Below are 13809 nucleotides of genomic sequence, written 5' to 3'. Positions count from 1 at the left end.
GTTTTGGAAAATAGTAAACCAAAAAATAGTTGTTCTTTTCTTTGCTCTTGGAGCGGGGGAAAGGACAGCTATTTGGCTTTTTTTAGAGCGCTTCAAACAGAGGTAAAACCAGCAGTGCTTTTCAATGTAATGAACGAATATGGGGATAAATCTAGGTCTCATGGTATTCCGCGCGAGGTGCTAGAAGCCCAAGCAGAATGTATTGGTTTGCCCATTGCTTTTATTGAAAGTACATGGCAAGATTACGAGGCAAACTATGTAAAAAACCTCAAACAGCTTAAAGGCCAATACCATTTCGATCATGCAGTTTTTGGAGATATCGATATTCAATCGCACAGAGATTGGGAAGAAAAAGTATCTGAAGCAGCTGGGGTAACCGCCCTTTTACCGCTTTGGCAAGAAGATAGAGAAGCATTGGTTTTTGAAATGCTTGAAAGAGGCGTAAAAGCCCTTGTGGTTTCGTGCAAAAAGGAACTAGCCCCCCGCATTCTGGGAAGAGTAATTGATAGAGAACTTATCCAAGTTTTTCGTGACTTGGAGATTGATGTTTGTGGAGAAAATGGTGAATACCACACCTTGGTAATTGATGGCCCAGCACACAAAAAGCCACTATCCATTTCGGTTGGCGAAACATACGGCCCTGATCACTATTCATTTTTAGAGCTTAAAGTATTATGATTTACTACATCACAGGAGGCCAAAGGTCAGGAAAATCTAGCTATGGTCAGAAGCTAGCCTTGTCGTTAACAGACAACCCCATTTATCTTGCTACAGCCCGTCAATGGGATGGTGACTTCCAAAACAGAATAGCCCGACACCAATCCGATAGAGATGAAAGATGGGAAAATATTGAAGAAGAAAAGGCGTTAAGTAAACATGATTTTTTAGGCCGTGTAGTGCTTATTGACTGCGTTACCCTTTGGCTCACCAATTTTTTTGTGGACACCAAAAATGATGTTGAAGAATGCTTAAATCAAGCAAAAACGGAGTTCGATTTACTATGTAAGCAAGACGCTACTTTTATAATTATTTCAAATGAACTAGGAATGGGTACACATTCCCATACCGAAGTAGGTAGAAAATTTACCGACCTGCAAGGTTGGATGAACCAGTATATTTCAAGAAAGGCAGATAAAGCCATTTTAATGGTTTCAGGACTCCCTTTAAACCTTAAGTAATGAAGAAAAAAGCAGTTTTTAACTGGAGTGGTGGCAAAGACAGTGCTTTAGCCCTGCACCATGTTCTTAAAGAAAACGAGTTTGAAGTCGTTACATTAATGACAAGCGTTAATGCTGAACTGGAAAGAATTTCCATGCACGGAGTCCATAAAAACTTGTTACAAAGGCAAGTAGAGGCCATTGGCCTTCCTTTGTCAATTATGTCAATTCCTGGCGAAGTCACTATGCCCGAATACGATCAGCTGATGTCCGAAAAAATGGAGAGCTTTAGAAAACAGGACATAACCCATTCAATTTTTGGTGATATTTTTTTAGAAGACCTGAAGGCTTATAGAGAAAAGCGATTGGCGGAAGCAGGATTCAAAGGGCATTTTCCGCTTTGGAAAAAAAACACAGCTGATTTAGTAAGAGAGTTTATTGATCTAGGTTTTAAAACCATGCTGGTGTCGGTAGATGGTAGCAAGCTAGATAAATCGTTTGCAGGTCAAATTATAGACCATGATTTGCTTAAAGAATTGCCTAAAACCGTAGACCCCTGCGGAGAAAATGGAGAGTTTCACAGTTTTGTTTTTGATGGCCCAATCTTTGAGCACCCAGTGATATTCGAAAAAGGCCAAGTGGTGCCAAAAGAATACACACTATCAAATCAAACTCAAGAAAAAGTAACCTATTGGTTCCAAGACCTGCTTTAGCCTATGGAAAATCTAAAAATCACCATCCCCAATCAAGCAATAAATAAGTCGCTTAAAGCCAAGATTGATACAAAAACAAAACCGCTTGGAGCCTTAGGCCAATTAGAAAAACTGGCGACTCAGATAGGTTTGATCCAACAAAGCTTAAGCCCAGAGCTTAGAGCTCCCCACTTGTTCGTTTTTGCTGCAGACCATGGAATTGCAAAACATGGAGTGAGCGCCTACCCTCAAGAAGTCACCTATCAAATGGTGGTTAATTTTCTATATGAAGGAGCCGCCATTAATGTTTTCGCGAAGCAAAACCAGATCACATTGAAAGTAGTGGATGCTGGGGTAAATCACGATTTTGGAAATATGCCAAACCTGATTAACGCGAAAATTGGTAATGGCACTAAAAGTTTTTTAAACGAACCAGCCATGACCGCAGATGAATGCGTGGCCGCCTTGAAAAAAGGAGGAGAACTGGTAGATGAGATTAAAAACACAGGCTGTAATGTAATTGGTTTTGGCGAAATGGGAATTGGCAATACCTCTTCGGCAGCATTGCTCATGCATGCGTTTACCGGGTTTCCCTTGGCCGATTGTGTGGGCTTTGGAACGGGACTTAATCCAGCAGAACTAGAAAACAAATTCAGAATTTTAGAAGCGGCCCTAGAAAAGAATAAAGTACCAGAAGAGGCGATAGAAGTTATGCGTACCTATGGTGGCTTTGAAATAGCCATGATGTGCGGAGCTATGCTCAAGGCCGCTTCACTAAAAATGATTGTCCTTGTCGATGGTTTTATTGCTACAGCAGCATACTTGGCAGCATATCGTTTTAATGCCAATATCAAGCACTACGCTATTTTTTGTCATGAATCTGAAGAAAAAGGGCACAAGAAGCTTTTAGAATTTTTGAACGCAACACCCGTTTTAAAACTAGATATGCGCCTTGGTGAAGGAACAGGCTGCGCTTTGGCTTACCCTATTTTACAGTCTTCAGTTAATTTTTTAAACCAAATGGCCAGTTTTAAATCTGCCCATGTAAGTACCCATTAGCAAATGCTTAAAGAGCAAATACGGATTTTCTTTACCGCAGTCATGTTTTATTCTCGAATCCCCTGTCCAAAATGGGTAGATCATTCAGAAGAGTATTTGAATAAGGCCACGCGGTATTTTCCTTTAGTTGGCTGGATTGTAGCCAGTTTTTCCAGTCTTGTATTTGCTGCGTTTTGGTATTTAGATGAACCAATAATCGGTGTTTTGCTTTCAATGGTAGCCTCTATTTGGATTACAGGAGCATTTCATGAAGATGGGTTTGCAGATGTTTGCGATGGCTTTGGAGGAGGCTGGACCAAAGAGAAAATACTGACCATTATGAAAGACAGTCAGGTGGGAGCTTATGGCGCCATAGGTATTGGGCTTATGCTCACTTTTAAACTTGTATTGTTGGTAAGAATAGCCAACCTATTTGAAGAAAACCTAATTTTTATACTTGCCGCAATTTTTAGTGGACATAGCTTAAGTCGCTTTGTAGCCGCCACTTTTATTTATACACATGAGTATTCTCGCGATGATGCTACTTCAAAAGTAAAGCCCGTAAGCAAGCAAATTTCATTATCAGAATTGGCAATTGCCGCTCTGTTTGGAATAGCGCCCCTGTTACTTTTTCAGAATGCGTGGGTATTCACCCTTGTTTTACCACTTGTTTTAGTGAAATGGCGCCTTGGTAAGTATTTTCAAAAGTGGATAAACGGTTATACTGGCGATTGTTTAGGAGCTACTCAACAACTCATAGAGGTTATTTTTTACTTATCACTCATTCTATTATGGAAGTTTTTTTAATCAGGCATACACGCCCTGAAATTCCCTCGGGTATTTGTTATGGACAAACGGATATTCCACTTAAGGACACATTTCCCGCAGAAAGCAAGCTTGTGTTATCAAAGTTGCCAAAGTTTTTTGATACCGTTTTCACCAGCCCATCAATGAGATGCCTTAAACTCGCAAACCTAATTAGCAGTGGAGGCACCCTAAAGCAAGATAGCTTGTTAAAAGAATTGAATTTTGGCGATTGGGAAATGAAAGCCTGGGATGACATTCCGAAAGAAGAATTAAACCCTTGGATGTCAAACTTTGTAACCCATAAAGTGCCAAACGGAGAAGCATTTTCAGACCTTATTCAGCGTGTAGATAGTTTTCTTGAACAATTAAAAAACATAGGTCAAAAACAAGTAGCCTTGGTTTGTCATGCTGGTATAATCAGAGCCATGCTTGTTAAGGCGCTTAATATTCCTTCTGAAAATGCTTTTCGATTAAGCATTGATTATGGAAGCGTATCAAAATTGAGTTATTCAGAAGACAGATTTCAGGTCGACTTTTTTAACAGGTAGCTCCCTAGCAAGCAAAATAGTGTTTTAGGCCCTCTTATTCTCTGTCTTATATCATTTGGCCGACATGTCTTATGCCTTAGAAAAAACAATCGGCCTCTTTTCTAGTATAAGCCATAATGAGTATAAATATGAAGAGATTTAAAATCGTCTGGATATTGATGGCTTTGGTACTAGTTTTAGCTGAAAGCAATTCAGTAGCTTTTAATGGAGTTGATACTGCTCCAGAACATAAAATTTGGGATGAACTCCTTAAAAAATATGTAAACGAAGAGGGCTTTATCGATTACAAAGGGATTATTTCTGAGAAGGATAAGTTTGAGAAATATCTTGATTTGTTAAGTAACAACGCCCCATCAAACAATTGGAGCGAGAATGAGAAACTAGCCTATTGGATCAATGCTTACAATGCCTTTACTGTAAAGCTGATTGTCGATAACTATCCGCTTGAAAGCATTAAGGATTTGAATCCCATTCTCAATATTCCAACAGTCTATACAGTTTGGACAAAGAAATGGTTTAAAATTGGAGATGAAGATTTCAGTTTAGATAAGATAGAACATGACATTCTACGCAAAGAATTTAAAGAACCCAGAATCCATTTTGTCATTAACTGCGCTTCCTTTTCTTGTCCCGTTTTAAGGCCCGAAGCTTTTAAGGCTGAAAAGATAGAAACACAATTGGTAGAGCAAACAAAAGCATTTATTAATGATCCCGACCGAAATAGAATCACAAAAGATAAACTAGAACTATCTAAAATATTTAGCTGGTTTGATGGAGATTTTAAGGAAGGTCAAACCTTGATTCAATTCTTGAATAAATACTCAAAAGTAAAAATAAGCAAGAGTGCCGATATTGATTTTATGGACTATGAATGGAGCCTGAACGATGCCTCAAAAAAGTAGGTGAATAATAAATTAAACCCCAAGCCTTTAAAACCGCCTGAAGAATGCGATTATTAGCGTAAAAAAGAGGCTCATTCAGGACTAACCGCAAGAGACTGTCCATTGGCCTTTACGTTTAACTCTAGTTTTCTTATAATTGCTTTTCGAAAAGGGTCGTTTCTTAAAATATGCAGCATAAAGGCAAAGTAATTTTGGTTATTCTTACCATGGGTATTTTTGTATCCCTACTCTCACTAGCCCCCACAAAGCCAGAACTACCTACCGAAAACAAACCTGCAAAACGAACCCTTACCAATAAAGACTCCGACAATCCCGCATTAGCCCCCATAGATAAAATGGCTGAGCGACTTTTGACTAGCCTAAAGCTTACAGGCGCTACCGTAGCAGTAGTGAAAAACGAAAAACTAGTGTATGCCAAAGGTTTTGGCTATGCCGATAGTGAGAACAAAGTGCCAGTAGAACCTAGTAGCCTGTTCAGGATTGGAAGCATCTCCAAATTGATTACTGCCATTGCAATTCTAAAAATGGTAGACGAAGGAAAAATTGGCTTAGACGATTATGTTTTTGGAGATAACGGTATTCTAAAAGGCGCTAAGTATAAAGGAATAAGTAACCGTAACTTTTATAAAATCAAGGTCAAACATTTGCTCAACCATACTGCTGGCTGGAGTTTAATTACCTATGGCGACCCCATGTTTATTCCAGCCAAGATCAATAAAATGGACAAGGCGGCTTATCCTATTGATTTTGATGAAGTAATTCATTTCGTAATTACGCGACACTTACCTTACACACCAGGAACACATTATAATTACTCCAATTTTGGCTATTGCCTGTTGGGTAGAATTATAGAAGAAAAGACTGGGGAAGGTTATGAAGAATGGGTTCAGAAGAATATCCTCAAGCCCAACGGAATTAGCCACATGAAAATTGCCGGGAATTTTGAAAGCGACCGACTCAAAAACGAAGTGAAATACTACGACTACAGCCCCGACAATAAGCAATTGGCCTATACGGGATCTGGCAAAATGGTAGACAAACCATATGGTGCTGATGATGTAAAAATGCTAGGGCCTGCAGGCGGATGGGTATCCAATTCAATAGACATGATGCGCTTGCTTGTTATAGTAGATGGCTATTCTAAGCGCTACAAAGATATTTTGAGCAAAGACTCCATGGACAAAATGATCAAGGGAGTTGGAGGGGTAAATCAGCCTTTGGGCTGGCGTAGTGTAAGTGGTGAGCATTGGTGGCGAACCGGCACCCTTTCAGGCACCTCAGCCTTGCTTACCCGCGACCTGAATGGAGTTTCATGGGTAGTAATTTCTAACACTACACCGCGCAGAGGTAGCTTTTGGAGTACCAGCCGTTGGGCCATGCGCGAATCTTTCAAGCAAATCAAAAGCTGGCCCAGCACAGATTTGTTCGAGGTGAGCGAGTAGGCGTATTTTTCCAATTCAATATGTCCCAAGGAATCAATATATTTGAAATATGAAATCCTTGACTGAAATAAAGGCAGCCTTAGCGGAAAGAAAAACTTTTCTTTTCAAAAAGTATCCTATTCAGTCCTTGGCTATTTTTGGTTCTTTCGCTCGAAATGAACAAAATGATCATAGTGACCTCGATCTGGTCGTAGAATTCAATGATAAAATTGGCTCTGATTTTATTCTGTTAGCAGAAGAACTAGAGAGCTATATAGGCTTCAAAGTGGATCTGGTTTCTAGAAAAGGAATAAAAGATCGCTACTTTCAGAAGATCAAATCCGACTTGATTTATGTCTAAGCGGGACAACTCAGCTCTTATTCAAGACATGCTGGAATCAGCAATGAAAATCATTAAGTATGCAGAAGGATTGAGTTTTGATCAATTTGAAGCAGATGACAAAACAGTTGACGCTGTAATTCGAAATTTTGAGATTATAGGAGAGGCTGCCAATAGAATTGAGAGCGACTTTAAAATCTTAAACCCTCAAATTGAGTGGACGAAGATGCGTGGTTTCAGAAATCGTATTGTGCACGATTATTTTGGCATTGATTTAGAAATAGTCTGGTCAATAATCCAAGATGATATAGGTGAACTGGTCTATCAACTCGAACAGCTTAGTTGAGAATATCTCCTTGAACTTTAAACCCTAAACTATTTTAACCTACTAGCCCCTCAAAAGCCTTTTCCCATTTAGTAAAATTGAAGTTCGCGGTGGCTTTGTTCATCATGGCTTTAATTTCTGCATGATTCAATTGGCCAATGCTGCCTTCGTGGCTATGGTTTACGCTTCGTTCTGGCTTAAATTCGCCTCGTTCAATGGCCATGCCGACTTGCTTATACGCATCTCTGAATGGAACGCCAGAAAGCACTAAGCGATTTACTTCTTCTACCGTAAACAGATAATTGTATTTGTCTTGCTGAATGAGTTGGTCGTTAATCTTGATTTTTTCCAACATAAAATCAGCCATGAAAAGGCAATCTTTTAAATCTTGAATGGCAGGGAAAATAACTTCCTTGATCAACTGCATTTCGCGGTGATAACCCACTGGCAAATTGGTGCACATCATAGCGATATCATTCGGTGCCGCCTGTAGTTTATTGCATTTGCCGCGCATCAGTTCAAAAACGTCAGGGTTTTTCTTGTGTGGCATAATGCTAGAACCCGTGGTAAGTTCATCGGGGAAACCGATAAAGCCGAAATCAGAGCCCATGTAAAGGCATATATCCATAGCGAATTTGCCCAAAGTGGCTGCCACAGCCGCCATTCCAGTCGCCAATGAACGTTCGGCCTTGCCTCGGCCCATCATGGCATACACCACGTTATAATTCAGGTCTTCGAAGCCCAAAAGCTCCGTAGTCATTTTTCTATTTAAGGGGAAAGAAGAGCCAAAGCCAGCACCAGAACCCAGTGGGTTTTTGTTCACTACTTTATAAGCTGCCTCTAGGGCGTATAGATCATCCACCAAGCTTTCGGCATAAGCACCAAACCAAAGCCCGAAAGAGGACGGCATGGCCACTTGCATGTGAGTATAGCCCGGCATTAAAGTGTTTTTGTGCTGGTTACTCAAATTCATCAAGCGATCGAAAAGCGTATTCACGCCTTCCACCAAAGCCTTGATTTCGGAACGCATGAAAAGCTTCATATCTACCAAAACTTGGTCGTTGCGCGAACGGCCACTATGGATTTTCTTTCCTACATCGCCCAGTCGTTCGGTAAGGATAAATTCCACTTGAGAATGAATGTCTTCCACACCTGCTTCAATCGAAAACTCACCCGCTTGAATGGACTTAAAAATATTCTTCAACTCCACATGAATGGCCTCTTTTTCTTCCACAGTAAGCAAGCCAATGCTGGCCAACATTTCGGTATGGGCCAAAGAACCCAGCACATCATAAGGCGCCAAATGAATATCAAACTCCAGGTCGCGACCAACCGTAAATCGTTCTACAATTTCAGATACGCGGGTTTCCTTTTGCCAGAGTTTCATGTGTTTCTATTTTGGGCGAAATTAGTAATTCAAAATTAGTGATCTCTGAACTTTCCAAAAGTTTTACTCATTGAATATGGGTAAGATATTCGTTAGCAGACTGTTTAATCAATAACTTTTGGAAAGTTTATATTCAAGCATTACAGCATAAACTCGCTCAAGTCTTTGCTTTGTACCAAGCCAGCGAGTCTTTCTTGCACCAATTCTTTGGTTACGACCACCTTCGCATTGTTCGGAATTTTCTCTGGAATATCGAAAAGAATATCGTTGAGCAATTTGCTCATCACGGTATACAAACGTCTGGCGCCAATATTTTCTACTTCTTCGTTTACCTTGAAAGAAATATCTGCCAATTCCAATAAGGACTCATCAGTAAACTCTAAAGATACATCTTCAGAATTCATTAAAGCTTCATACTGCTTTGTAAGTGCATTTTTTGGCTCTTTCAAAATGCGGTAGAAGTCATCTCTTGTAAGGCTGTTCAATTCCACACGGATAGGGAAACGACCCTGCAATTCAGGAATCAAATCTGAAGGTTTCGCTACATGGAAAGCACCCGCAGCAATAAATAGAATATGGTCGGTATTGATAATGCCGTGCTTGGTGTTTACAGAACTGCCTTCCACAATGGGTAAAAGATCGCGTTGTACACCTTCACGACTTACATCAGGTCCGCCACCGCCTTTTTTAGAACTACCAGCTACTTTATCAATTTCATCGATAAAGATGATGCCCGTATTTTCAGCTTTGCGAATGGCCTCTTCTTTCACTTCATCCATATCGATCAGCTTGGCGCTTTCTTCATCTAAAAGCAGCTTTTTTGCTTCGCCAATGGTCACCTTGCGCTTTTTCGATTTCTTGGGCATCACATTGCTCAACATGTCCTGAAGGTTCATCATGGAAACCTCGTCCATGCCGCCACCTACCATGCCCATACCACCGCCAGAAGAGGTAATACTGATTTCTATTTTGCGGTCATCGATTTCGCCAGAGCGAATTTTTTCACGGAAACGTTCACGGGTTCTTTCATTTAATTCCGCATCCGACATTTTATCGGGTTCCTCTCCATTTTCAACCACAGTAGCCGAAGGGCGTGTATTTTTGATTGGGGGAATGAGTGCGTCAAGAATTACATCTTCAACCGCCTGTTCGGCCCTGCCTTTTACTTCTTCTTTTTTGGACTGGCGCACCAAGTTGACAGACTGTTCTACCAAGTCGCGCACCATGCTTTCTACATCTCGGCCAACGTAACCCACTTCCGTAAATTTAGAAGCTTCCACTTTAGTGAAAGGAGCATCCGCAATTTTGGCCAGTCTTCGGGCAATTTCCGTTTTACCCACACCTGTTGCTCCAATCATAAGAATATTGTTTGGAGCAATTTCGCGCTGCATCTCTGGCTTCACATGCATTCTTCTCCAACGATTTCGAAGGGCAATGGCCACGTTTTTCTTGGCGTCTGCTTGGCCAATAATGTATTTATCTAATTCGGCAACAATTTGCCTTGGGGTTAAATATTTCGCGTCTAACATCTTAGTTTTTTTTCTTTACGATCCCACTCAAATTGGTGGTCAATTGTATGGTGTTGCTTCCTCCTGCCGAGTGATAAAGTGCTCTGGCATAAGAAAATTCAAATCTTTTTACTTTAAACATCAGCCCAAATGAAAATCCTGCGCCTCCCGAAGTGGCTTCTTGTTTAAGCTCTTTTCTTAATAAATGGTTATACCCAAAGCGCAATTGAAAATTGTCGCTCAAGAGTAATTCCGTACCGAAAACCAATCTTCGAAACACTTCCTCACTAAAGCCCGGTTCCTTTTCTGTAGCACCAACGAGTGTATTTCCTTTTGGGTCGAAAAAAACCACATCGGAGCGATTTAAATTTCGAGCTGTAAGCGAAAACCGAAAGGGCATAAATTCTGGTTTGTAGGTTACCCCTAACTGAACATCTAAAGGTAATTCGCTTTGATTGTCTTCCGTATAGTCGCTCAATAGAACTCCTAAGTTTTTCACGGCTAGGCCCACAGTCAAATCTTTTTCTGGATGTTTGAAGGTACCTCCAAAATCGAAGAGCAATGCAGAAGCTTTATAAGAACCTAAATCGGAAGCAGCAATTTTCAATGTAGAACCCGCTTGAAAAGGGCCAAAAGCCATGGAATGGCTTAAGCCAAAAACGAATTCGGACGCTCTGAAATCGCCATTCAGAAAACCATTTTCATCGTAGCTTTCGATGGTGCCGTAGTTCAGGTAAGTAAGATTGGCCGCCCAAAGCCCAGCTTTTTCAATGTTTCGGGCATAGGAAACGGATGTTTGAGCGATGTCGGCAAAATAGCCCAGTCTGTCTATTACCAATTGGTTGTGCCAATCGCTATTTAGTAATGCTGGATTGGAAGCCAACATGCCAGGGTCATTCCAGCCAGAGGTAAGGTTTACACCCCCTAAAGCTGCTTGGCGAGCACTATTCGGGAGGTTTAGAAATTCAAAAGCCCGCTGCCCGCCTAACTGGGCACTGAGAAGCTGAGGGATAAAAAGCCCAACAACCAAAACAAGACGGACGGTTTGCTTCAATACTCTGAAATTTAAACAGGGAAGAATTGAAGTTCTTCCCCTGAAAATAGTTTGAATTTTAGTCTTCTACTACTAATTCAATGGCATCGCTTACTTTTTGTTTCATCAATGCCATTGCCAATACCTCTTCGGCTGTTTCAACATAATGAATGCTAAGGCCTTTGGTATATCGTTCGTCAATTTCTAGAATGTCTTTTTCATTCTTTTTGCTCAGAATCAATTCCTTAATGCCTGCTCTTCGTGCAGCAAGAATTTTTTCCTTGATTCCACCTACCGGCAGCACTCTACCACGTAATGTGATTTCGCCTGTCATTGCCAATTTGTTCTTCACTTTGCGTTGCGTAAATACCGAGGTAATGGCAGTGAGCATAGTGATACCTGCAGAAGGACCATCCTTTGGTACAGCACCAGCAGGCACGTGAATATGCAAATCGTATTTATCGAAAACTCGGTAGTCGATATTATACTTGTGCGCTTCTGATTTTAGATAAGAAAGTGCAGCCATGGCTGATTCTTTCATTACATCACCCAACTGACCTGAAAGTGTCAACTTGCCTTTACCTCGACTCAAATTAGTTTCGATGAAAAGAATTTCACCGCCAACTGAGGTCCAAGCCAAGCCCGTAACTACACCAGCTAAATCGTTGTTATCGTAAGTTTCTTTATCGAAAACAGGGCCGCCAAGTACTTTTTCGATAAACTCAGCCGTCACCTTTTTAGGGTATTCTTCTTCTAAAGCAATTGATTTAGCAGCACTTCGTACTACCGAACCAATTTTTCTTTCCAGACTTCGAACACCCGATTCGCGAGTGTACTCATCCACAATTTTCTGAAGCGATTTTTTATCGAAAACCAGGTCCGTAGATTTTAAGCCATGTTCCTCTTTTTGTTTCGGAACAAGGTGTCTTTTGGCAATCTCCATTTTTTCTTCTACCGTATAGCCCGACACTTCAATGATCTCCATTCTATCGCGCAAAGCTGGCTGAATGGTGTCCAAAGAGTTGGCTGTGGCCACAAATAACACCTTAGAAAGGTCGTATTCCACCTCTAAGTAGTTGTCCGTAAATTCCGCATTTTGTTCGGGGTCAAGCACCTCTAGCAAGGCTGAAGATGGATCGCCACGGAAGTTGGAGTTTACCTTATCTATTTCGTCCAGCACAAATACTGGGTTCGAAGTTTTCGATTTCTTGATGTTTTGAATCACTTTACCCGGCATAGCGCCTACATAGGTTTTACGGTGACCTCTGATTTCAGCTTCATCGTGAACACCTCCCAACGACATCCTGACATACTGACGGTTCAATGCTTTGGCTATGCTTTTTCCCAATGAGGTTTTACCTACTCCCGGAGGGCCATATAAACAAAGAATTGGGCCTTTTAAATCGTTCTTTAATTTGAGTACAGCCAAGTACTCTAGAATTCTATCTTTGACCTTTTCCAAACCAAAGTGATCTTTGTCAAGAATCTTCTTTGCTCTCTTTAGGTCTAAATTATCGTCAGAATAGTCGCCCCAAGGTAGGTCGGTCATTAATTCTGCATAGTTCATGGCAATTGGGTATTCCGCTGCCATAGGGTTCATGCGAAGAATTTTATCTAATTCTTTGTTGAAATGCGTGCCAACCTTTTCGGGCCATACCTTGCTTTCTCCTTTTTTACGAAGTGCTTCAACTTCACGCTCTGGGCCATCTTCTCCCAATTCATCTTGCAACACTTTCATTTGTTGACGCAAGAAATAATCGCGCTGCTGCTGGTCAATATCTGAATGAACTCTGCTGTGAATTTCGTGCTTGAGTTCAAGCAGCTGTACTTCTTTCAACATGTATTGAAGTAGAGCCGTAGCCCTTTCAATACCATCGTTGATCTCTAAAAGCTTCTGCTTTTCCTTGGCTTCAGTGTTAATGTTGCTGCAAAGGAAATGGATCAGGAAACTCGTTTTGTCTATGTTGTCTAAGGCTACTTGTGCCTCTTTTGGAATTTCAGGATTGAGCGACATGATTTTATTGGCCGCATCTCTAACCGACTGAAGGATTGCTTTAACCTCTTTGCTCAGTCTTTTTGGGAAGTTCTCACTAAGGTATTTGACCTTGGCCTTCATGTAAGGGGCATCGGCTGTATATTCTTCTACCTCAAACCTACTTTTACCTTGAATAATAATGGTAGTGTTTCCATCAGGCAAAACCAACATTTTCACAATTTTGGCGGCTGTTCCTACCCTGAAAAGGTCTTTTTGGGCGGGGTCGTCTATTTTTGGATTTTCTTGTGTAAGCACACCTACAAGGCGATTTCCCTTATAAGCGTTCTTAACTACTTTTATAGACTTTTGACGACCAACCGTTATTGGAATCAGTACGCCTGGAAATAACACCGTGTTTCGAACCGCTAAAATTGGCAACTCTTCTGGTTGATTATCCTCATTTAATTCGTCCTCATCTTCCCCACCAATTACCTGAATAAGGTCTCCAGCTTCATCGTCATCGATGTCACCAGCCATGATAGATCCGAACATTTGGTTATTAATTTTCATATATAAAGTGCCAGAATGACACGTTTGTGCTTAAATAAATTTGGACGACCTAAATTGCAAGCCGTGTGCCAAACGGCAATGTGTCATGAACCGTTTTTTAATTGTG

The 13809-nt window shown here is 40.9% G+C and carries 14 protein-coding genes; 10 read left to right on the top strand and 4 right to left on the bottom strand.

Going from position 1 to position 13809, the window contains the following annotated elements; genetic code table 11:
* The first annotated feature begins 3 nt into the window (after positions 1-3).
* The 10 genes from AAC026_RS01250 (at position 4) to AAC026_RS01205 (ending at position 7251) form a co-directional block, all read left to right on the top strand.
* A complete protein-coding gene (locus tag AAC026_RS01250; protein ID WP_339694355.1) occupies positions 4-678 on the top strand; it encodes a diphthine--ammonia ligase in 675 nt (224 codons plus the stop codon).
* Positions 675-1178, top strand: a complete 504-nt coding sequence (locus AAC026_RS01245) for a bifunctional adenosylcobinamide kinase/adenosylcobinamide-phosphate guanylyltransferase (protein ID WP_339694353.1) — start codon at positions 675-677, stop codon at positions 1176-1178. The genes AAC026_RS01250 and AAC026_RS01245 overlap by 4 nt, the downstream gene beginning before the upstream one ends.
* On the top strand, positions 1178-1870 hold the full coding sequence (locus AAC026_RS01240) for a diphthine--ammonia ligase (protein ID WP_339694350.1): 693 nt from the start codon (positions 1178-1180) through the stop codon (positions 1868-1870). The genes AAC026_RS01245 and AAC026_RS01240 overlap by 1 nt, the downstream gene beginning before the upstream one ends.
* Positions 1871-1873: 3 nt before the next feature.
* Positions 1874-2908, top strand: coding sequence for a nicotinate-nucleotide--dimethylbenzimidazole phosphoribosyltransferase (gene cobT / locus AAC026_RS01235; RefSeq protein ID WP_339694347.1), 1035 nt, complete (start codon positions 1874-1876; stop codon positions 2906-2908).
* A gap of 3 nt (positions 2909-2911) precedes the next feature.
* Entirely contained in the window at positions 2912-3694 is a 783-nt protein-coding gene (locus AAC026_RS01230) for an adenosylcobinamide-GDP ribazoletransferase (protein ID WP_339694344.1), read from the top strand.
* Positions 3679-4242, top strand: a complete 564-nt coding sequence (gene cobC, locus AAC026_RS01225) for an alpha-ribazole phosphatase (RefSeq protein WP_339694341.1) — start codon at positions 3679-3681, stop codon at positions 4240-4242. The genes AAC026_RS01230 and cobC overlap by 16 nt, the downstream gene beginning before the upstream one ends.
* A 128-nt stretch (positions 4243-4370) precedes the next feature.
* On the top strand, positions 4371-5144 hold the full coding sequence (locus tag AAC026_RS01220; protein ID WP_339694339.1) for a DUF547 domain-containing protein: 774 nt from the start codon (positions 4371-4373) through the stop codon (positions 5142-5144).
* 167 nt (positions 5145-5311) lie between these two features.
* Positions 5312-6586: a serine hydrolase domain-containing protein gene (locus tag AAC026_RS01215; RefSeq protein WP_339607121.1), complete on the top strand. Its 1275-nt coding sequence runs from the start codon at positions 5312-5314 to the stop codon at positions 6584-6586.
* 49 nt (positions 6587-6635) lie between these two features.
* The gene (locus tag AAC026_RS01210; RefSeq protein ID WP_339694336.1) at positions 6636-6926 is read left to right on the top strand and encodes a nucleotidyltransferase family protein; all 291 of its coding nucleotides are present in this window, start codon (positions 6636-6638) and stop codon (positions 6924-6926) included.
* Complete coding sequence (locus AAC026_RS01205) at positions 6919-7251, top strand: DUF86 domain-containing protein (protein WP_339694333.1); 333 nt, start codon at positions 6919-6921, stop codon at positions 7249-7251. The genes AAC026_RS01210 and AAC026_RS01205 overlap by 8 nt, the downstream gene beginning before the upstream one ends.
* A gap of 34 nt (positions 7252-7285) precedes the next feature.
* Here the strand turns inward: AAC026_RS01205 and argH are convergent, their stop codons facing one another.
* The 4 genes from argH to lon form a co-directional block, all read right to left on the bottom strand.
* The gene (gene argH / locus AAC026_RS01200) at positions 7286-8617 is read right to left on the bottom strand and encodes an argininosuccinate lyase (RefSeq protein WP_339694332.1); all 1332 of its coding nucleotides are present in this window, start codon (positions 8615-8617) and stop codon (positions 7286-7288) included.
* A 140-nt stretch (positions 8618-8757) separates the two neighbouring features.
* Positions 8758-10146, bottom strand: coding sequence for an ATP-dependent protease ATPase subunit HslU (hslU, locus tag AAC026_RS01195; RefSeq protein ID WP_339694329.1), 1389 nt, complete (start codon positions 10144-10146; stop codon positions 8758-8760).
* 1 nt (position 10147) lies between these two features.
* The gene (porQ, locus tag AAC026_RS01190; RefSeq protein ID WP_339694326.1) at positions 10148-11179 is read right to left on the bottom strand and encodes a type IX secretion system protein PorQ; all 1032 of its coding nucleotides are present in this window, start codon (positions 11177-11179) and stop codon (positions 10148-10150) included.
* 58 nt (positions 11180-11237) lie between these two features.
* Positions 11238-13703: an endopeptidase La gene (lon, locus tag AAC026_RS01185; protein ID WP_339694324.1), complete on the bottom strand. Its 2466-nt coding sequence runs from the start codon at positions 13701-13703 to the stop codon at positions 11238-11240.
* Positions 13704-13809: the final 106 nt, after the last annotated feature.

This window comes from uncultured Roseivirga sp. (assembly GCF_963973945.1).
Taxonomy (GTDB): domain Bacteria; phylum Bacteroidota; class Bacteroidia; order Cytophagales; family Cyclobacteriaceae; genus Roseivirga.
The sequence above is the reverse complement of the archived record's forward strand: the minus strand, read 5'-3'. Positions and strand labels throughout refer to the sequence as shown.